We start from the raw sequence: 17336 nt of genomic DNA, 5'->3' as shown, positions 1-17336 counted from the left end.
CGTCAACGAGTTTCCCGATGACCAGCCGCCTTGCCCTGACCCCGCTCGTCGCCGTGCTGTTTGCCGGCCTCGGGGCCTGCAACACCGCCGACCGGCTGTCCCAGGTCGGCGCCACCCCGGCGCTGTCGGCGATCGAGGATCCGACCACCCAGCCGGGCTACAAGCCGGTCCGGATGCCGATGCCCGACGTGCAGCCGGTCTCCTACGCGCCGAACTCGCTCTGGCGCACCGGCTCCCGGGCGTTCTTCAAGGATCAGCGCGCGGCCCGGCTCGGCGACCTGCTGACCGTGAAGGTCAACGTCACCGACAAGGCCAACATCAACAACGAGACCAAGCGGTCCCGGGCCAACACCGAGAGCTTCGGCCTGCCGAACGCCCTGGGGCTGGAGAACAACGCCGTCGGCAAGTCCTTCGGCGTCGGCAGCACCGCGCTGCTCGCCGCCACCTCGGCCACGGCCAACGACGGCGCCGGCTCGGTCCAGCGGGCCGAGACCGTGACCACCAACGTCGCCGCGGTGGTCACGCAGGTGCTGCCCAACGGCAACCTGGTGGTCGAGGGCAAGCAGGAAATCCGCGTCAACTTCGAGGTCCGCGAGATGGTGGTGGCCGGCGTGGTCCGGCCGGAGGACATCGAGTCCGACAACACCATCGACTCGACCAAGATCGCCCAGGCCCGCATCGCCTACGGCGGCCGCGGCCAGATCACCGACGTGCAGCAGCCCCGTTACGGCCAGCAGATCGTGGATATCCTGCTGCCGTTCTGAACGCGCTCAGCCCGCCTCCTCCGGCTCCGGCCCGCGGGTCACGTCGAGGCCCGAGGCGGCCCCCGCGGGCGGTCCGACCTTCACCGGCGCGCCGGTGCGGGCGGCCTCGTAGATCGCCTCCATCAGCACCTGGTCCTGCAGCCCCTCCTCGCCGGGGGTGCGGGGCCGCAGATTCTCTTGGATGCACCGGGAGAAGTGGTCGATCTCGAGGGCGAACTGGTTCTTGGGGCTCAAGACCTTCTCGTCGCGGGCGCCGTTCTTGCCGTCGCGGTGGGACACGAACAGGCGCTGGCCCTCGTACGCGAAGGCGTTCTGCAGATCGACCGTGGCGCTGCCGGTGTGCAAAGTCAGGCTGCGGGCCTCGTACACGCCGTAGCTCGACGTGCATTGCGCGATCACCCCGGACGGGAAGCGCATCGTGAAGGTCACCGTCTCCTCGACCTCACGGAACTTTGGGTCGTCGGGCGGGGAGTGGATCTGGGCCTGGATCAGGTCGGGCTCCTCGCCGAGCACCGCCCGGGTGGTGTTGAGGCAGTAGAGCCCGATATCTGGCAGCGAGCCGCCGCCCGCGAGCGCCTTCTTGAGCCGCCACTGCTCGGGCAGCCCGCTGGTCTGGCCGTTGAAGGCCTGGATCATCCGGGGACGCCCGAACTCGCCTGAGCGGGCGAGCTTGATCACCGCGCGGTTGTGCGGCTCGTACTGGCAGCGATAGGCGATCATCAGCTTGACGTTGGCTTGGTTGCAGGCCGCGATCATGTCGCGGCATTCCTGCGACGCGACCGCCATCGGCTTCTCGCAAAGCACCTGCTTTCCGGCCGCCGCCGCGGCCAGGACGTTGTCGCGGTGCACGCTGTTGGGCGTCACGATGTAGACCGCCTGGATTGAGGCATTGGCCTTCAGCCGGTCCCACTCATCGTAGCCGTAGACGGCATCCTCGGGCAGCCCGTATTGTCGTGCCACGAGCTTGGCCTTGTCGGGGGTGCCCGACATCACCGCGGCCAGCCGCGAGCGCTTGGTAGCCCCGAAGGCCGGCAGGATCTCGTCGAGGCTCAAACGCCCGAGGCCGACGACGCAATAGCCGACCCGCTGACCCGGAGGTTGCGGCGCCGGGCTCGGTGCCGGCGGCCGATCGGCCGGGCCGCGCCAGTTCGGGAACATCACGCGCCCGCCCTGAACCGCCCCGGTATCCGCCGGAACCGCCGGGCCGGGCTGGGCCGCCTGGGCCGGGCTGCCGAGGCCGGCACCAGCCAGGGCGCCTCCCGCGGCCAGGAGGGTGCGTCGTGAGAGCCGGGTGTCGTCCGCCATGAGCCTCGCCGTTTCGCTGAATCCTGGTCACGACACCGAATCGCCGCCGCGTGGCACGAACGTCCGCGATCGACGCTGTCCCGTCAGTGAACGCCGGCTGGTGCCCGGTCGTTTCCAGACAGCAGCGCGGCGCGCAGACGCGCGACCTCCGACTCGCTGTCGGCCAGACGACGGGCGACGACCTCCGGCTCGGACGCCGCCCGCGTCGCCTCGAAACCGAGGCCGATCATCGTGCCCGCCCGCCACGCCACCCAGGCGCGGCGGGTCTCGTTGCGGCAGGGGATGAACAGGTCGAAGCAATCCGGCAGCCTTACCTCGGGCAGGATGCCGATCTTGGCACCGCCGAGGGAAACGTCGCGCACGATGCAGTCGATGTCTGGCAGGAAGGCGACGACCCGGACGCGTCCGCCCAGGCAGACGCGGCGGCTGGCGGTTTGGCGACGCTCGATCACGATCGCCGTCCTCAGGTTATCGGTCGTTCCGACAACCTCGATTCAGGCCCAAGGGCACCCTGAGGCCCACCTTAACCTCCGGTTTCCTTTAATCGCCCGGTCAGGCGGGCGGCGGGGGATCGGGCGCCTCCACCTCGCCCCGCCGCTGAAGCTGGAGGGCGACGAACCAGCACAGCGATGCCCAGGCCGCGCCGATGCACCAGCCGGCCAGGACGTCGCTCGGCCAGTGCACGCCGAGATAGATCCGGCTGAGCCCGACCAGCAGCGTCAGGCCGACCCCGAGCCCGAGCACCAGGGCCTTCGCGCTGCGATTGCGGTCGAGCCGGGCGATCAGGGTCGCCAGGGTCAGGTACGCGATGGCCGACATGGTGGCGTGGCCGCTCGGGAAGCTCGCCGTGAACACCTCCATGCCGTGCGGGACAAGGTCCGGCCGGGGCCGCTGGTAGAACAGCTTCAGCACCGTCGAGATCAGCTCACCGCTGCCGACCGCGGCGAGCACGAACACGCTGATCCGCCGGCGTCCGGAAACCGCCAGGTAGGCCGCCACCGCGCAGGTCAGGAACAGCACCGTGAAGACGCTGCCGAGCCCGGTGATGTCGCGCATCGTCTCTTCGAGCCAGGGCGGCCCGATCGGATCGGATAGGTCGGCGGGATTGCGCAGGGCCAGCAGGATCTTGCGGTCCAGGGCCGCGGTCGAACCTTCGCCGACCTCGTGGGCGAGGTAGAAGAAGCCGTAGCCGAGGATGCTGACCCCAAGCAGAGCCACGAGGGGCCCGACCTCGTTCAGTCGCAGGCGCAGCCAGACCGACATCGCACGTCCGGTCAGCGGATTGCGCTGCAGGCCACCCGGCGCCCTCATGGCGCTCCCCTGCCGGTCAGCGTGAGAACCATCAGGCATTCTCCCCGAAGGCCAGCGTGGCGACGGGCTCCCAGGGACCGCCGAGATAGCGCCACAGTCGCGTCGCGGGCGCGGTGAAGTGGAACGGCGCGAAGCCGGCCGCCAGGTCGGCGTGGAGCGCCCGGGCCTTGTCGGGGGTGACCTTGTTTTGCACGGTCACGTGCGGCCGCCAGCCCTGCCGGTCCTGCGCGGTGAGGTAGGGCTCAAACGTCTTCGCCAGCCGCGCCCGGAAGTGCGACAACGACTCGGATTCGAGGACGTAGGCCACGCCCCGGCCAGTGAAGCGCAGACCCGTGACGGCGACTCCCGGGGCCGGAACCGTGCGGGCGAGCGTCGTCACCGCCTCGATCACGCCGCGCTCCCGGTCCCCCGGCAGGTGGTGGAACAGCGTCGCATGAGCGGGAATGAAGTTCAGGGCCTCCGGAAAGTTGCGTCGGCGCTCGCCGTCGAATCGCGCGAAAGTCGGCTCGTCGAAGGCGAGCGTCAGGATCAGGGGGGCCGCGTCATGCATGAGACGCGACATGGAGCCCGAACCGGCTCAGGTCCAGTAGAGCACCCGCGCGGCCGGTAGATCGCGGGCGAGGCGATCCGTGAGATGCGCGCGCATCGCCTGCATCAGGGGCTTCGGGAAGACGTGCTTCACGGTGCCGAACTTGGTGCGCTTCTCCACGCGGTCGGCCTCGTCGAGGGGTAAGTCCGAGCCCGGGTACCAGCCGCGCAGGACCGCCTTCGAGATCGGCGTGAAGCGGTGGGTGATGAGTTCGGCGGTCAGGTCCAGATCAGGGATGCCGGCCAGCGCGTCGGCGGCATCGCGGATCAGTCCGGCATAGGCCGCCTCCCAATCGGGCACCGGAATGATCGGCGCGATGGTCAGGCCCACTGGATAGCCGGCCCGGGCCATCGCGCCCATGGCGGCCAGCCGCGCGTCGAGCGGGTCGGTGCCGCCCTCGTAGCGGGAAGCGGGACGGGCATTGACCGAGAAGCGGATCCGCGTGCGCCGGTTGTGCGGCAGGTCGAGGAGTGGGGCGACGGCGGCGAATTTCGTGGTGAAGCGCAGCTGCACCGGCGCGTCCCAGGCACCGAAATGCCGGATCGCCGCCGAGAGCGAGCCGGTGAGATGCTCGATGCCCAGAGGATCCGTGTAGCAGGACGCCTCGAAGGTCGTGCCTTCGTGGGCGCGCTCCGTTGAGGCGGAGGTCACGGCGCCCTGGCCGGCATAGGCCGCCAGGTTGTCCAGGATTGCATCGAGATTGGCGTAGGCCCGGGTCACGGGCGGCCCCTGGAGCGAGCCGGCGAGGTAGCAATACTGGCAATGGGCCGGGCAGCCCTCCGCGAGGTCGAAGCGCCAGTCGGCCGAGGGCGGGATCGGCTGCAGCCGCAGCTTCGTCGGCGGCGCTACCGTGATGGCGAGGGTCGCCTTGGCGGCGGTGTAGGCCCGGCGCGGATCTGCGTCGCGTAGGCCGGTGAGGCGGTTTGCGGCGAGCCGCTCAACCGGCAGCCCCATCGCCTCGGCCCGCGCCACAATGGCACGCCCATGCGCGAAATCCAGCGCGGCCGGGGTCACCAGCACCCGGCGCGGACGCCAGAGGCGGGCCGGACGGGTATGGGCCGAGTCTCGGCTTTCGGCCGGCGAGGGGGCGGGCATCAGGGCGGCGCTGGACGACATGTCGGTCGAACGCGTGCGATCCCGGACGGGTCCGGCCTCGGCGCCCCGGCAGCGTGCGGCCGAAGCGCTCGTCGGGCCGTCGGCCCGGCACCGTTCCCGATTGCAAGGTGGTCGGGAACGGCTCTAAAGCACCGCCATGGCTGCAGGCAGGGAGAGCGTACATGTCGGCCGCGACGGATGGCTGTTCCTCATCGGCGGCACCAACCGCGTCCTGGACCGCTACCGGGGCGGGTTGCGGCACTGGCTGCTGCTGCGCGGCTGGACGCGACTGATCGAAGCCCGGGCCCGGCGCGCGGAGCGCCTCGGGATCCGCTGCCTGCATGTGATCGTTCCGGAGAAGCTGTCGGTCTACGACGACAAGACCGACGGGCTGCGCTACGCCCCGGGCAAGGCTTCCACCCGCCGCCTAGCTCGGCGCCTGGCCCGGCATCCGGCCTATCTCGATCTCCTGGCGCCCCTCCGGGCCGGGCGCGACGGCCCGGTTCCGCTCTACCTCCGGACCGACACGCACTGGACCATCCAGGGCTGCCTCCTGGCCTATCGCGAGATCATGCGCGCGCTCGGGTCGATCCCGCCGGCCGATATCGGCGCGCGCCCGCAACTCGTCACCGAAGCCGTGATGGATCTCGGCGAGAAGCTCAGCGAACGTCCGCGGGAGCGGCTGGAGCGGTTCATGCTGCTGCGCGACGCCAAGCGGGTCGAGATCGGCCCGCTGCTCGCCGCCTACGAGGCGCAGGGGCGCGACCGGGAAGCCCATGTCGGCGCCCACGTCGTCTTCCGGAACGAGACGGAGGACGCCGACCCACGCCGCCTCGTGCTGTTCGGCGATTCCTGCGCACATTTCGACCCGTTCCTGCTGACCGGGCTGCTGGCCGAAAGCTTCCGCGAGGTTCACTTCGTCTGGTCGGCCAGCCTCGATTGGGGCTACATCGAACGCGTGCGCCCCGACATCCTGCTGTTCGAACTGGCCGAGCGATTCCTGGCGCGGCTCCCGCGGGACGATTTCGACGTGGCGGTCTCGGGCCAGCGCGGGACCGGCGGGCGCCTCGCCCAGATGAACGGCGCCGGGCGCGCCGCCGCAGCTCAGTAGATCGCCGGATCCAGTCTAGCGAACTCGGTGATGCTGGCCCCCTGATACTTGACGAAGGATTCGGGGGCGCAGGCGATCCCGATCATCAGCACAAGCAGGGTGGCAACGCAGGCGAGCGTCGCCGTGACCACGTCCGCATGCCGCCGAAGGGTGTGGATCAGCAGGCACCCCAGGGTGAACAGGGCCGCCTCAGCGACGGGCACCAGCGCGAACGACATCTCTCAGCTCCATCCAGTCTCCCGCCGGGCCATGAGCGCTGCGATTGCGCAGCAGCGGGCGGGTGGCCGGAAAATGGCGGATTATGTTGCGCTGCAACAGAAGGAAGTGCGCAAGCCTGCGTTGCACGAGGCTCGGGCGCAGACCGGAACCGGGCGTGAGGACGCCGCCTGCCCCTTTCCGCAGACGCACGGGCTCCCATCTCGCCCTGGTGACCATCTGAACCGGGACATCACCATGGGCCTCCTCGTCGACGGCGTCTGGCGCGACCAGTGGTACGACACCGCCTCGACCGGAGGTCGGTTCGAGCGGAAGGCCTCGTCCTTTCGCAATTGGGTGACCGTCGACGGCGCGCCTGGTCCTTCAGGGGAGGGCGGCTTCAAGGGCGAGCCCGGGCGCTACCACCTCTACGTCTCGCTGGCGTGCCCGTGGGCCCACCGCACCCTGATCGGGCGCGCGCTCAAAGGCCTGGAGGAGGCGATCACCGTCTCGGTGGTGGATCCGCATATGGGCGCCGAGGGCTGGGTGTTCGGCGACACCCCGGGGGCGACGCCGGATCCGATCCATCACGCCAACCGCCTCTACGAAGTCTACTTGGCGGCGGATCGGTCCTATACCGGCCGCGTCACGGTACCGGTGCTATGGGACCGCGAGCGCGGCACCATCGTGTCGAACGAATCCGCCGAGATCCTGCGCATGCTCAACGGTGCGTTCGGGGGAACCGGGCCGGACCTGTACCCCGACGACCTGCGCACCGAGATCGACGCGATCAACGAGCGGGTCTACGACCGGGTCAACAACGGCGTCTACAAGGCCGGCTTCGCCACCGCGCAGGACGCCTACGCGGCAGCCTTCGAGGCGCTGTTCGCCGAACTCGACGCGCTGGAAGAGCGCCTCGATCGGGGCCGCTATCTTTGCGGCGCCAGGCTGACCGAGGCCGATATCCGCTTGTTCACGACGCTCGTGCGGTTCGATGCCGTCTATGTCGGGCACTTCAAATGCAACCGGCGCTGGATCGCGGATTATCCAAATCTCTCGAACTATCTGCGCGACATCTACGCGCTTCCTGGTGTGGCCTCGACGGTCGATCTCAGGCACATCAAACGGCATTATTACGAGAGCCACCCGAGCATCAATCCGACCAGGATCGTACCGCTCGGTCCGGAACTGGATCTTACAACGCCCAACGATCGTGCTCTTCGGTTCGCTTGAACGGAGACCGATCACGCCCGGCAGACCCGCCTCCCTCGACAGACCGCTCCGAACGCCTAGTTCGACGGCAAACGGAGGAGACCCTGCCCGCCATGAGAAACCGACTGCGCCTCGCATTGCTCTGCGCTCTCCTCGGCCTCCCCTGTACGGCGCACGCGCAGGCCGCGCTCCGGCTCGAAGGGTCGTGCGAGAAGCTCATCGTCAACGGGCAGGATCTCAGCGCGTCTTGCAGCGGCGTGCTGATGAACGCCGTGAACCGCAACCGCACGAGCTTCGACTTCTCCGCCAAGGATGGCCAGACCGTCAGCTTCAGCGGCAACGGTGCCCAGCAGGAGGCGACCGAGGAAACCGACCCGCTTCAGCCGATCAACCTGGTGATGGTGGGCAAGGACGGGACGCCGACGCTGGCGATCGGCGCCTGCCGCTTCTCCGCCCCGGAGCCGGGCCGTACCGCGATCACCTGCGAGGCCAGCACGTCGGACGGGCGCACCTTCGCGGGAACCTTCGTGACGGCCGCCAAAGCTGCGGAGAAGGGGACACCCGGGGCGCCTGCCCGGTGAGTTTGGGCTGGTCAGACCCCGTTCGAAGCCCCATCTAAGGCGCTCCACGAAAAAAGTTCCGAAGCCAGGCCAATGCTGAATGACACCCTTGCCGGCGGCCCCGCCCTGGCCGGCGACACCGATGCCCTGATCAAGGACACGACCACCGCGGGCTTCCGGCAGGACGTCATCGCCGAGTCGATGCACCGGCCGGTCCTGGTCGATTTCTGGGCGCCGTGGTGCGGCCCCTGCAAGCAGCTCACGCCCGTCTTGGAGAAGGTGGTCAAGGCGGCTCAGGGCGCCGTCGCCCTGGTCAAGATGAACATTGACGACCATCCCTCGATCGCGGGCCAGCTCGGAATCCAGTCGATCCCGGCGGTGATCGTGTTCCAGAAGGGCCAGCCCGTCGATGGCTTCATGGGCGCGGTGCCGGAGAGCCAGATCAAGGAGCTGATCGACCGCGTCGCGGGCCCAGCCCAGGATCCGGTCGAGCTGGCGCTCGCAGACGCCGCCGCCCTGATCGAGGAGGGCGACCTCGCGGGCGCCTCCGAGATCTACGCCGCAATCCTGGAGCAGCAGCCCGACAACGTCGCGGCGCTCGCCGGCTTGGCGAAGATGCAGCTCGACGCGGGCGAGATCGAGAACGCCAAGCGCGTGCTGGCGATGGTCCCGGAGGCCAAGGCCGCCGACCCGGCCCTCACCGGCGTCCGTGCCGCCCTGGAACTCGCCGAGCAGGCTGCCTCGCTCGGCGACCTTGCGGGGCTGCAGCGGGAGGTCGAGGCCAATCCGGACGCCCACCAGGCACGGTTCGACCTCGCCCTGGGTCTCGCCGCCGCGGGCGAGCGTGGACAGGCGGTCGATCACCTGATCGAGCTGCGCAAGCGCGACAAGGAGTGGAACGAGGATGCGGCGCGCAAGCAGCTCCTGCAGTTCTTCGAGGCCTGGGGCGTGATGGATCCCGACACGATCCGGGGCCGGCGCAAGCTCTCGGCACTCCTGTTTTCGTAACATTACGGCTCGCCCTGGGGCGGATATGCCGCCCCAGCATCAGGCCCATCCGGGAGGCGCCATGAGCACCCATGCGAGCTACAAGGGCCCGGCGGATTGCCCCGCCGTCATCCCGGTCTTTCCGCTACCCGGCGCGCTGCTGCTGCCACGCGGCCAGATGCCTCTGAACATCTTCGAGCCGCGCTACCTGTCGATGATCGACGACGCGATGCGCACGGATCGGGTGATCGGGATGATCCAGCCCGATCCGGAAGGGTCGGGGGCGGCGAACCCCAAGCTCTACCGTGTCGGCTGCGCCGGGCGGATCACGCAATACGCCGAGACCGGCGACGGCCGTTACCTCGTCTCGCTGACCGGTATCAGCCGGTTCCGGGTCGAGAGCGAGCTGGCCTCCACCAGCACCTACCGCCGCTGCCATGTCTCCTACGAAGACTTCGCGGTGGACTTCGAGCCGCGGGCGGGCGAGGAACAGGTCGACCGCGACGGCGTCCTCAAGGCGTTGCGCGACTTCGTGGAATCGAACGATCTGAAGGTGGATTGGGACGGGATCGACGAAGCGCCGGACGAGGCGCTGGTCAACGCCCTCTGCATGATGAGCCCGTTCGGCGTCCGCGAAAAGCAAGCGATGCTGGAGGCCCCCGACCTGAAAACCCGGGCGGAAATCCTGATCGCGGTCACGCAGATGGAACTGGTTCGCGGCTCCGGCCCCGAGCCGACGATGCAATAGGCTCGCACGACCGATGACCAACGACCTCACAACCACCGTCGAGGCGACCCGCGTGGACCCCAAGCTCCTCGAGATCCTGGTTTGTCCGCTGACCAAGGGCACGCTCGAATACGATTCCGCCCGCCAGGAGCTGATCAGCCGCTCGGCCAAGCTGGCCTACCCGATCCGCGACGGCATCCCGATCATGCTGCCGGAAGAGGCGCGCTCGCTGACGGATTGAGGGCCGAGGTCAGGATTACGCAACTGGATCGGTTTGGCCGCGCTACTCTTTGAGCCTCAGTTTCCTTCTCGCTTCTTGTTCGAACTACAGCCTAGCAGGTCTTGAAGCACAGGCGCTCCTGCCAGCCGCGGGGTGCCCCTTATCCCGTGCGCGAGAAGGTTGGGGTAAGAGACGAAATCTTTCCGGAAAAGGCGCATCCCTCGCCCTGTCCCTCTCCCGCACGGGAGGGGGACCCACGCCGCATCCTGAGATGCGTGCGACCGGGAACCCCGGAGGTTGGTACGCGGGCGCCTCAACGGCTTTCATCCATCAGCGATCTGAGCTCTGAGAGCTGACCTGGCGGACCATTGCCGCGAGTCAGGATGTGCATCGCTCACGATACGGTGTTCGCATGAACGCCCGCCCGCTGCGCCAATACCGCCAAGCAATCGCAAAACGCAGCGTGGCTATTCCTGCGCCATCCGCCCGCGGATCCTGATCTCACCTCAAAAATACGTGCGGCCATACTCTTGCCGCTTCTCTCATTCAGCATCGTGTCATCCTCCATCGACGAGTGTGACCCGGCGCGCCATGACGGGCGGCACGCGCTTTGCTGAAAGAGATACCTGCATGATCAAGCTGGTCGCCGCCGCGGCTCTCGCCGCCGGCCTGTCCTCCGGCGTATCGCCGTCGGCCCATGCCGCACAGGGCGCGAACAACGGGACGTGGTCGGTGGAACTCGTGACCGAGAGCGGCCTGTGCAGCGCCCGCTACACCTACGCCCTGGCGATCCGCGGGGGCCAAGTGCAGCTGGTCTCGGGCGAGGCGGGGGCCCGGGTGAGCGGCCATGTCGGCGCCGACGGCAGCGTCGGGCTCGCCGTCACCAACGGGACGGCGAGCGGGACTGGAACCGGGCGGCTTCAGGCCGGCACCGGCTCGGGCACTTGGAAGGTCGCCACCCTGTGCTCCGGCCGCTGGACCGCGCGGCGCAGGAACGACCGCACCGCGCAGGCCGACTGACGACGGTCAGGCGGCGCCGGCGAGCCAGGTCCGCGCCTCGGCGAGGCGGGCGCGCTCAAACACCTTGATCTGGGTCGGCGAGACGAAGTTGAAGGTCTCGGCCAACGCCTTCAGCCAGGGCGCATCCGTCACCAGGGCGACGTGGCTGACGCTCTTCATCATCGAGATGCCGAAGCGCGGGTCCTTGAAGAAGGCCGCCGGCTCCATGCCCTCGAAGGCGCGGATATCCTCGAGCAGCTTGATCTTGCCGCCCTTGTCGAGGTCCGCCTTCATGGCATTCATCGCGGCGTTCATCTCCTCGTCGGAGATCTTGCCGTCGACCACGATCTCGGCGACGTTCGAGTCCGGCGTCTTGGTATAGCTCAGCACTGATCGCTCCTCCGGGAACCGCACGCGTCCCGCCGCCGGGTTCCGGCCGCGGGTCCGCTGCCCGTGGCCGCACTGTCTTACAAAAAGCTCTGCGGGTCGACATCGATCGCGACCCGGACGTTGCCGCGCACCTTCGGGCCGCGGGCGATCCAGGCGCGCAGATAGGTCTGCATGTCGATGTTGCGCTCGGTCTTCACCAGCAGCCGGAAGCGGTAGCGGCCCCGGACCAGGGCGAGCGGCGCCTCTGCGGGCCCCAGAACCATCACACCCTCCGGCGGGTCGGCGGCGCGGGCGAGCGCCTGTCCGTGCGCCTCGGCGACCTCCCGCTCGGCGGCCGAGACGATCAGCGCGGCGAGCCGCCCGAACGGCGGCAGGCCCGCCGCCTCGCGGGCGTGGATCTCCTCCTGATAGAAGCGCTCCGCATCCCCCGACAGCAGCGAGGCGATCACCGGGTGCTCGGGCTGGTAGGTCTGGACCAGCGCCCGCCCGGGCTTGTCGCCGCGCCCGGCCCGGCCGGTGACCTGTTGGAGCAGCTGGAAGGTGCGCTCCGCCGCCCGGGGATCGCCCGAGGTTAGGCCGATATCGGCGTCCAGCACCCCGACCAGGGTGAGGCTCGGGAAGTTGTGGCCCTTCGCCACCAGCTGCGTGCCGATGACGAGGTCGCATTCCCCGGCCGCCACCGCCTCCAACTCCTGGCGCAGCCGGTCGGCACCGCCGGGAAAGTCGCTCGACAGGACGACGATGCGCCGGTCCGGGAACAGCCCGGCGGCCTCTTCGGCGATCCGCTCGACGCCCGGGCCGCAGGCCGTCAGGTTGTCGAAGGTACCGCACTCGGTGCAGGCCTCAGGCCGCCGCTCGGTGTAGCCGCACTGATGGCAGACGAGGGCGCGCCGGAACCGGTGCTCCACCAACCAAGTCGAGCAGTTCTTGCACTGGTAGCGGTGCCCGCACGCCCGGCACAGGGTCAGTGGCGCGTAGCCCCGGCGGTTGAGGAACAGCAGCGCCTGCTCGCCGCGCTCCAGGGTGTGCTTAACAGCGTTGACCAGCGGCGGGCTGAGGAAGCGGCCCCGCTCGGGCTGGTCCTTGCGCATGTCGATGGCGGCGATGTCGGGCAGGCGTCGTCCGCCGAACCGCTCCGGCAGCAGCACGTGGCGGTAGCGCCCGCGCGCCGCGTTCACCCGGGTCTCGATCGACGGCGTCGCCGAGGCCAGCACCACCGGACAGCCCTCCAAGCGCCCGCGCACCACCGCCATGTCGCGGGCGTGGTAGTGGACGCCGTCCTCCTGCTTGTAGGCGGCCTCGTGCTCCTCATCGACCACGATCAGGCCGAGGCGGGCGAACGGCAGGAACAGCGCCGAGCGGGCGCCGACAACCACCAGAGCCTCGCCGGCCGCCACCGCGGCCCGCAGGCGCTCGCGGCGCTTGCCGCCGATGCCGGAATGCCAGGCCGCCGGCCGGACCCCGAAGCGTTGGGCGAACCGGTCGAGGAACTGCGCCGTCAGGGCGATCTCGGGCATCAGGATCAGCGCCTGCCGCCCAGTTCGGATACAGGCCGCGACCGCCTCGAAATAGACCTCGGTCTTGCCCGAACCGGTGACCCCCTCGAGCAGGATCGGCCGGTTGTCGGCCGCCTCTGCGTCGGGTTGCAGCCACGGAAACGGCTCGACCAGTTCCGTCACCGCCCCCGCCTGGGCGGGCGAAAGCGGCGTGCGCGGAAAGTCGGGATCGGGCGGCAGGGCGACCGGCTCGGGCTCGACCGCGATGGTCTCCAGGACGCCGTCATCGATCAGGCCGTCGATCACCGAGAGCGAGACCCCGGCCTCCTTGGCGAGCGCGCTCTTGCCGCGCAGCACCCGGTCGGCCGCCGTCGCCACGACCTTAGCCCGTGCCGCGGTCGGCCGTGAGGGCGGCTTGTCGGTGAGGCGCACCGCGACCCGGGCGGTCTCGGCGGCGGCGGCCTCGTCGGGCAGGCGCAGCACCATGGCGAGCGCCGAGCCCTTCGGGGCGAGGGTGTACCGGGCGATCCAATCGACCAGGCTGCGCAGCGGCTCCGAGAGGGGTGCGTAGGGCAGGGTGCCAGTCACGGGGCGCAGGTTCGATCCGCCGGCCGTCTCGGCCAGACCCCAGACGACGCCCACGATCTCGCGAGGCCCGAGTGGCACCTGCACCACGTCGCCGACCGCGAGGTCGAGGCCGCCGGGCACGGCGTAGCTGTAGGGCGCTTCGAGCGCCAGCGGGATCAGGATCTCGGCGACAAAGGGCATGCGGGTGTATCGGGCGGGTCCGTTCCGGGTCCGTACCACAGGGCCGGGAAAAGAACCCGCGGCTTCAGCCGTCGCGCAGGCCCGGCACCAGCGGCAGGGCGACGAGGCTCAGGGCCGCCATCGCCCAGAAGGCCGGCGCCCCGAACGCGCCGAAGAGCGCGCCGGAGGCCAGCGTCGCCAGCACGCCGGACAGGCCGAGGCCGAGGGTCCCGTAGAGCGCCAGCGCGGTGGCCCGGCGTTCCGGGGGCGTCGCGGCTTCGATCAGGCCGAGGCAGGCCAGATGCAGGAGGGCAAAGCTGAGCCCGTGCAGGAGTTCCGCGGCGGCAAGGACGGGGATCGCGGTCGTCGAGGCGAGCGCCGCCCAGCGCAGGGCGCCGGCCAGCGCCGCAACCGCGATTCCGGCCGGGAGCCCGATCCGTGCCAGGAGCCAGGGGCCGACGAGCAGGAACACCAGCACCTCGGCCGCCACCGATCCGGACCAGAGCAGCCCGGCGGTGCCGGCTCCGATCCCGGCGCCGCGCCACAGGATCATGGCGAAACCGTCGTGCATGGCGTGGGCGCCGACCACCAGCGAAGCCGCGAAGACCACGCGCAGGAAGCGCGGCAGCCGCAGCAGATCGGCGAAGTTGTGCCATGGCATGGCGCCTTTCTTGGCGCCTTCGCGGATCGGCAGCGCCAGGGCCGCCCCCGAAGCGGCGATGAACAGGCCCCCGCTCGCCACCAGCGCGGCCCACAAGCCGGACGCGGCGATCAGCCAGCCGGCAGCGCCGGTCGCGATGATGAAGCCCGCCGAGCCGGCGGCACGGACCCAGCCATACTGGAAGACGGTCCCGCCCCGGGCGGCGGCGAGCGCTAGCGCGTCGGCCAGCGGCGCGGGCGCGGCGGTTCCGGCCGCGTACAGGAGGGCCGGCCCGAGGAGCTGCCAAAAACCGACGCCGGGCAAATGCGCGAGGACGGCCAGACCCGCGAGCGCGACGCTCGCCGCCAGGACGGGACGGCCGCCTCGGCTCCGGTCGGCGAAAGCGCCGGCCAGCGGGCCGACTACCAGCCGGAGGGCGCCGGCGGCGGCCAGGAGGGCGCCGATCTGCCCCGGCTCCAGCCCCCGCGCCGCAAGAAAACCCGGCAGGATCGGCGAGAGGAAACCGTAGGCCCCGTAGAGGGCAGCGTACAAAACGAGGAAGCGGGACAGACCACCCCGCCGAGCGGTGTCGCGCGCGCCGGGATCCATCGGGGCAGCCTCGTCAGGATGCGGGCGGCGGGCAGGGCGGCATATAGGTCCGATCGAGGGGAGACTGAGGGCGCTCCGGCAACGGCCAGACAACAGTATCCGGGTCGCCGAATCAAATCACCGCTCCGGATGCACCGCCCGTTCAGCCGGGTCGACATTCAGCCGCCCGTACGCCCCCGAGTCATGCGATCGCACGGCCTTCGCGAGCGGCGCCTCGAAGCCGGCCCTATCGGTGTGTTGAAGGCCGATATCCTCGCCGAAGGCCGATCCGGTCCGCGCTTCCACGCGCGATCCTGTGCCAGGGCGCCGAGGAGCCAGCCTCTGCGATCCGTCAATGCCCACGCCGGCCGGCCGCGGCGGCGGGCGTCTTGGCGATGCTTTGCCCGAGGCGCAGCAGCAACATATCGATCAGCAATTGCAGCTCGGTATCCGCGACCCCTTCGAGCGCGTCGCGGCATTCGAGGGCGCGGTCGATGGCGACCGAGAGCGCATCCAGCGGCTCGACGGGCAACGGGGCGGCCTGCTCGTCCTCGAGCCGGCTGTCGGTCACGTCGATGATGATGCCGTGCCCCGTCCGCCGGCTCGACGCGCCCGCCGGCAGCCGGCCGCGGTCGAGGATCCACCGGACCTGGCCGGTTGGCGAGAGCGTGCGGTACTCGGCTACGAACAGGCCGCCGCGCTCGCGGACCGCCTGGAAGTGCCGCACCACCGCCGGCCGGTCCTCGGGATGGACGCAAGCCTTCGCGATCTCCAGCGGGATCGGACGCCCTGCGAGGCCGGGATCGCCTGCGAGCACGTCGGCGGCGCCCGCATCCAAGGTGCAGCGATCGGACCGGGGCGACCATGACCAGGCGCCGATCACGCCGGACGCGTCGAGGGCTGCCGACAGATCCACCGGCAGGCCGCGCGGGCGCTTGATCGCGTCGACAACCATGGGCGATCTCCGAAACCGGCGTGCCCCTCGCACGCATTCTTCGCAGTCATACAACCCATGATGGAATTAAGAGGCGGTTAACTCAACACCGCAACCTCAATGCTCTCCCGGTCATTCTACTGATGGATTGAGGTTATTCCCGCCGACCGACGAACCATCCCCGGTTTCGCGCCATGTCGATGGACGCGCATCGGTTGTAGTTCCCGGGCGAGCTTCAGCCGATCTGCGTGACCAGCGTGAACGCGCCGAACAGCAGCACAGCCCCGACCACGACCGCTAGAAGAATGAGCGCGGCCCGCGATTCCTGAATGTCCGGCGCCATGAGCCTCCCCGATCGTATCACCCGTTCCTCCGGGCCGCGCTCCGCGGCGCTTTGATTGCCAGCGTTGCACCGATCGGCTTGGCTGTCGATGGTGGACGACGCCACCGGGCGACACGGATCTCTGGCCGAAACGGCGCCGTCTTTGACTGGATTCACCGCGCCCACCTAAGCATGGTCCGGCACGATGCCTCGGCGAACGAGGGGGGGACCGATGCGAAGCGATATCGAGTTCGGTTCGGAGGGTCGGACCTTGCGGGGCTGGCTCTACCGGCCGGAAACACCGGCGGGAGCGTCCGTTGCGGCCGTGGTGATGGCCCACGGCTTCTCGGCGGTGAAGGAGCAGTATCTCGATCGGTACGCGGAGATCTTTGCGGCGGCGGGCCTCGGCGTCCTGGTCTACGACCACCCCCATTTCGGCGCCAGCGACGGACTGCCCCGCCAGGAGGTCGACCCGACCGTGCAGAAGCGCGGGTACCGGGATGCGATCAGTTTCGCGCAGACGATCCCGTGGATCGATCCGGACCGGATCGGGATCTGGGGCACCAGCTTCAGCGGGGGCCACGTGATCGAGGTCGCGGCGATCGACCGCCGGGTCCGATGCGTCGTCGCGCAGGTGCCGCAGATCAGCGGTTCGCTCTCGGCGCAGCGCCGGACCCGGTCCGATCTCGTCCCGGCCCAGTTGCGCCGCTTCGAGGCCGACCGCGCCGCGCGCTTCCGCGGCGGGGAGCCGGCCATGCTGCCGGCGGTGTCGAACGATCCGCTCCAACCCTGTGCGATGCCGGGACAGGACGGCCACGCCTTCTTCACCGGCACCCAAGCCTTCGCGCCGGCCTGGCGGAACGCAGTGACGCTGCGCAGCGCCGAACTATCCCGCGAGAACGAGCCGGGCGTGCACATCACCCGGATCAGCCCGACGCCGCTGCTGATGATCGTGGCCGAGGACGACGCTCTCACGGCCACCGACCTGTGCCTGGAGGCCTATCAGCGTGCCCTGCCGCCCAAGAACCTCATGATGGTGCCGGGCGGCCATTTCGACCCCTATCTCCGGCACTTCGACCGCACCAGTGGAGCCGCCCGCGATTTTCTCGTGGCTCATCTCGGCGCGGAACCGGCGGCCTGACGA

Annotated in this window: 20 protein-coding genes; 9 read left to right on the top strand and 11 right to left on the bottom strand. The window is 69.8% G+C overall.

What is annotated here, in order from left to right:
• The first annotated feature begins 17 nt into the window (after nt 1–17).
• Nucleotides 18–764, top strand: coding sequence for a flagellar basal body L-ring protein FlgH (gene flgH / locus FV233_RS00950; protein ID WP_147855644.1), 747 nt, complete (start codon nt 18–20; stop codon nt 762–764).
• A gap of 6 nt (nt 765–770) precedes the next feature.
• Here flgH and FV233_RS00945 read toward each other — a convergent pair whose 3' ends face one another.
• The 5 genes from FV233_RS00945 to FV233_RS00925 form a co-directional block, all read right to left on the bottom strand.
• The gene (locus FV233_RS00945; protein ID WP_147896358.1) at nt 771–2069 is read right to left on the bottom strand and encodes a Gfo/Idh/MocA family oxidoreductase; all 1299 of its coding nucleotides are present in this window, start codon (nt 2067–2069) and stop codon (nt 771–773) included.
• Nucleotides 2070–2152: 83 nt separating this feature from the next.
• A complete protein-coding gene (locus FV233_RS00940) occupies nt 2153–2521 on the bottom strand; it encodes a PilZ domain-containing protein (RefSeq protein ID WP_147896357.1) in 369 nt (122 codons plus the stop codon).
• Nucleotides 2522–2621: 100 nt separating this feature from the next.
• On the bottom strand, nt 2622–3380 hold the full coding sequence (locus FV233_RS00935) for a phosphatase PAP2 family protein (RefSeq protein ID WP_147854786.1): 759 nt from the start codon (nt 3378–3380) through the stop codon (nt 2622–2624).
• Between the two features lie 31 nt (nt 3381–3411).
• Nucleotides 3412–3930: a 2'-5' RNA ligase family protein gene (locus FV233_RS00930; protein WP_147854796.1), complete on the bottom strand. Its 519-nt coding sequence runs from the start codon at nt 3928–3930 to the stop codon at nt 3412–3414.
• Between the two features lie 27 nt (nt 3931–3957).
• A complete protein-coding gene (locus tag FV233_RS00925) occupies nt 3958–5064 on the bottom strand; it encodes a spore photoproduct lyase family protein (protein WP_147896395.1) in 1107 nt (368 codons plus the stop codon).
• Between the two features lie 157 nt (nt 5065–5221).
• Here FV233_RS00925 and FV233_RS00920 point away from each other — a divergent pair, with 157 nt between their 5' ends.
• A complete protein-coding gene (locus tag FV233_RS00920) occupies nt 5222–6175 on the top strand; it encodes a hypothetical protein (protein ID WP_147854787.1) in 954 nt (317 codons plus the stop codon).
• Here the strand turns inward: FV233_RS00920 and FV233_RS00915 are convergent.
• Nucleotides 6169–6393: a hypothetical protein gene (locus FV233_RS00915; RefSeq protein ID WP_147854788.1), complete on the bottom strand. Its 225-nt coding sequence runs from the start codon at nt 6391–6393 to the stop codon at nt 6169–6171. The two genes, FV233_RS00920 and FV233_RS00915, sit on opposite strands and share 7 nt — an antisense overlap.
• Before the next feature lie 235 nt (nt 6394–6628).
• Here FV233_RS00915 and FV233_RS00910 point away from each other — a divergent pair, with 235 nt between their 5' ends.
• The 6 genes from FV233_RS00910 to FV233_RS00885 all read left to right on the top strand — a co-directional run bounded on the left by FV233_RS00910 (nt 6629) and on the right by FV233_RS00885 (nt 11096).
• Nucleotides 6629–7603, top strand: coding sequence for a glutathione S-transferase family protein (locus FV233_RS00910; RefSeq protein ID WP_147896356.1), 975 nt, complete (start codon nt 6629–6631; stop codon nt 7601–7603).
• A 92-nt stretch (nt 7604–7695) separates the two neighbouring features.
• A complete protein-coding gene (locus tag FV233_RS00905; RefSeq protein WP_147854790.1) occupies nt 7696–8163 on the top strand; it encodes a hypothetical protein in 468 nt (155 codons plus the stop codon).
• A 72-nt stretch (nt 8164–8235) separates the two neighbouring features.
• Nucleotides 8236–9150 carry a thioredoxin gene (trxA, locus tag FV233_RS00900; protein WP_147854791.1) on the top strand — a complete coding sequence of 305 codons (915 nt, stop codon included), beginning with the start codon at nt 8236–8238 and terminating at the stop codon, nt 9148–9150.
• A gap of 61 nt (nt 9151–9211) precedes the next feature.
• The gene (locus tag FV233_RS00895) at nt 9212–9877 is read left to right on the top strand and encodes an LON peptidase substrate-binding domain-containing protein (RefSeq protein ID WP_147854792.1); all 666 of its coding nucleotides are present in this window, start codon (nt 9212–9214) and stop codon (nt 9875–9877) included.
• Nucleotides 9878–9890: 13 nt separating this feature from the next.
• A complete protein-coding gene (locus tag FV233_RS00890) occupies nt 9891–10097 on the top strand; it encodes a Trm112 family protein (RefSeq protein ID WP_147854793.1) in 207 nt (68 codons plus the stop codon).
• A 609-nt stretch (nt 10098–10706) separates the two neighbouring features.
• Nucleotides 10707–11096: a hypothetical protein gene (locus FV233_RS00885; protein ID WP_147854794.1), complete on the top strand. Its 390-nt coding sequence runs from the start codon at nt 10707–10709 to the stop codon at nt 11094–11096.
• Between the two features lie 6 nt (nt 11097–11102).
• On the opposite strand, the gene FV233_RS00880 is transcribed toward FV233_RS00885, so the two are convergent.
• The 5 genes from FV233_RS00880 to FV233_RS00865 all read right to left on the bottom strand — a co-directional run bounded on the left by FV233_RS00880 (nt 11103) and on the right by FV233_RS00865 (nt 15891).
• Entirely contained in the window at nt 11103–11465 is a 363-nt protein-coding gene (locus tag FV233_RS00880) for an STAS/SEC14 domain-containing protein (protein ID WP_147854795.1), read from the bottom strand.
• A gap of 77 nt (nt 11466–11542) precedes the next feature.
• Entirely contained in the window at nt 11543–13729 is a 2187-nt protein-coding gene (locus tag FV233_RS00875) for a primosomal protein N' (protein ID WP_147896355.1), read from the bottom strand.
• A gap of 64 nt (nt 13730–13793) precedes the next feature.
• Nucleotides 13794–14957, bottom strand: a complete 1164-nt coding sequence (locus tag FV233_RS00870; protein WP_147896354.1) for an MFS transporter — start codon at nt 14955–14957, stop codon at nt 13794–13796.
• 117 nt (nt 14958–15074) lie between these two features.
• Nucleotides 15075–15242 carry a hypothetical protein gene (locus FV233_RS30090; protein WP_187277909.1) on the bottom strand — a complete coding sequence of 56 codons (168 nt, stop codon included), beginning with the start codon at nt 15240–15242 and terminating at the stop codon, nt 15075–15077.
• Between the two features lie 46 nt (nt 15243–15288).
• Nucleotides 15289–15891, bottom strand: coding sequence for a PAS domain-containing protein (locus FV233_RS00865; protein ID WP_147857146.1), 603 nt, complete (start codon nt 15889–15891; stop codon nt 15289–15291).
• 533 nt (nt 15892–16424) lie between these two features.
• On the opposite strand from FV233_RS00865, the gene FV233_RS00860 reads away from it, so the two are divergent.
• Nucleotides 16425–17333 (top strand): alpha/beta hydrolase, encoded by a 909-nt coding sequence (locus FV233_RS00860; RefSeq protein ID WP_147857147.1) that lies wholly within the window; start codon nt 16425–16427, stop codon nt 17331–17333.
• The last annotated feature ends 3 nt before the right edge of the window (nt 17334–17336 follow it).

This window comes from Methylobacterium sp. WL7 (assembly GCF_008040085.1).
Taxonomy (GTDB): Bacteria; Pseudomonadota; Alphaproteobacteria; order Rhizobiales; family Beijerinckiaceae; genus Methylobacterium; species Methylobacterium mesophilicum.
Note: the sequence above shows the minus strand (reverse complement) of the source record. Positions and strands in the feature narration are given on the sequence as shown.

Coding starts and splice junctions, on each gene's coding strand:
- flgH (WP_147855644.1), top strand. CDS start 18: ATGACCAGCCGCCTTGCCCTGACCCCGCTCGTCGCCGTGCTGTTTGCC.
- FV233_RS00945 (WP_147896358.1), bottom strand. CDS start 2,069: ATGGCGGACGACACCCGGCTCTCACGACGCACCCTCCTGGCCGCGGGA.
- FV233_RS00935 (WP_147854786.1), bottom strand. CDS start 3,380: ATGAGGGCGCCGGGTGGCCTGCAGCGCAATCCGCTGACCGGACGTGCG.
- FV233_RS00930 (WP_147854796.1), bottom strand. CDS start 3,930: ATGCATGACGCGGCCCCCCTGATCCTGACGCTCGCCTTCGACGAGCCG.
- FV233_RS00925 (WP_147896395.1), bottom strand. CDS start 5,064: ATGCCCGCCCCCTCGCCGGCCGAAAGCCGAGACTCGGCCCATACCCGT.
- FV233_RS00920 (WP_147854787.1), top strand. CDS start 5,222: ATGGCTGCAGGCAGGGAGAGCGTACATGTCGGCCGCGACGGATGGCTG.
- FV233_RS00915 (WP_147854788.1), bottom strand. CDS start 6,393: ATGTCGTTCGCGCTGGTGCCCGTCGCTGAGGCGGCCCTGTTCACCCTG.
- FV233_RS00910 (WP_147896356.1), top strand. CDS start 6,629: ATGGGCCTCCTCGTCGACGGCGTCTGGCGCGACCAGTGGTACGACACC.
- FV233_RS00905 (WP_147854790.1), top strand. CDS start 7,696: ATGAGAAACCGACTGCGCCTCGCATTGCTCTGCGCTCTCCTCGGCCTC.
- trxA (WP_147854791.1), top strand. CDS start 8,236: ATGCTGAATGACACCCTTGCCGGCGGCCCCGCCCTGGCCGGCGACACC.
- FV233_RS00895 (WP_147854792.1), top strand. CDS start 9,212: ATGAGCACCCATGCGAGCTACAAGGGCCCGGCGGATTGCCCCGCCGTC.
- FV233_RS00890 (WP_147854793.1), top strand. CDS start 9,891: ATGACCAACGACCTCACAACCACCGTCGAGGCGACCCGCGTGGACCCC.
- FV233_RS00885 (WP_147854794.1), top strand. CDS start 10,707: ATGATCAAGCTGGTCGCCGCCGCGGCTCTCGCCGCCGGCCTGTCCTCC.
- FV233_RS00875 (WP_147896355.1), bottom strand. CDS start 13,729: ATGCCCTTTGTCGCCGAGATCCTGATCCCGCTGGCGCTCGAAGCGCCC.
- FV233_RS00870 (WP_147896354.1), bottom strand. CDS start 14,957: ATGGATCCCGGCGCGCGCGACACCGCTCGGCGGGGTGGTCTGTCCCGC.
- FV233_RS00865 (WP_147857146.1), bottom strand. CDS start 15,891: ATGGTTGTCGACGCGATCAAGCGCCCGCGCGGCCTGCCGGTGGATCTG.
- FV233_RS00860 (WP_147857147.1), top strand. CDS start 16,425: ATGCGAAGCGATATCGAGTTCGGTTCGGAGGGTCGGACCTTGCGGGGC.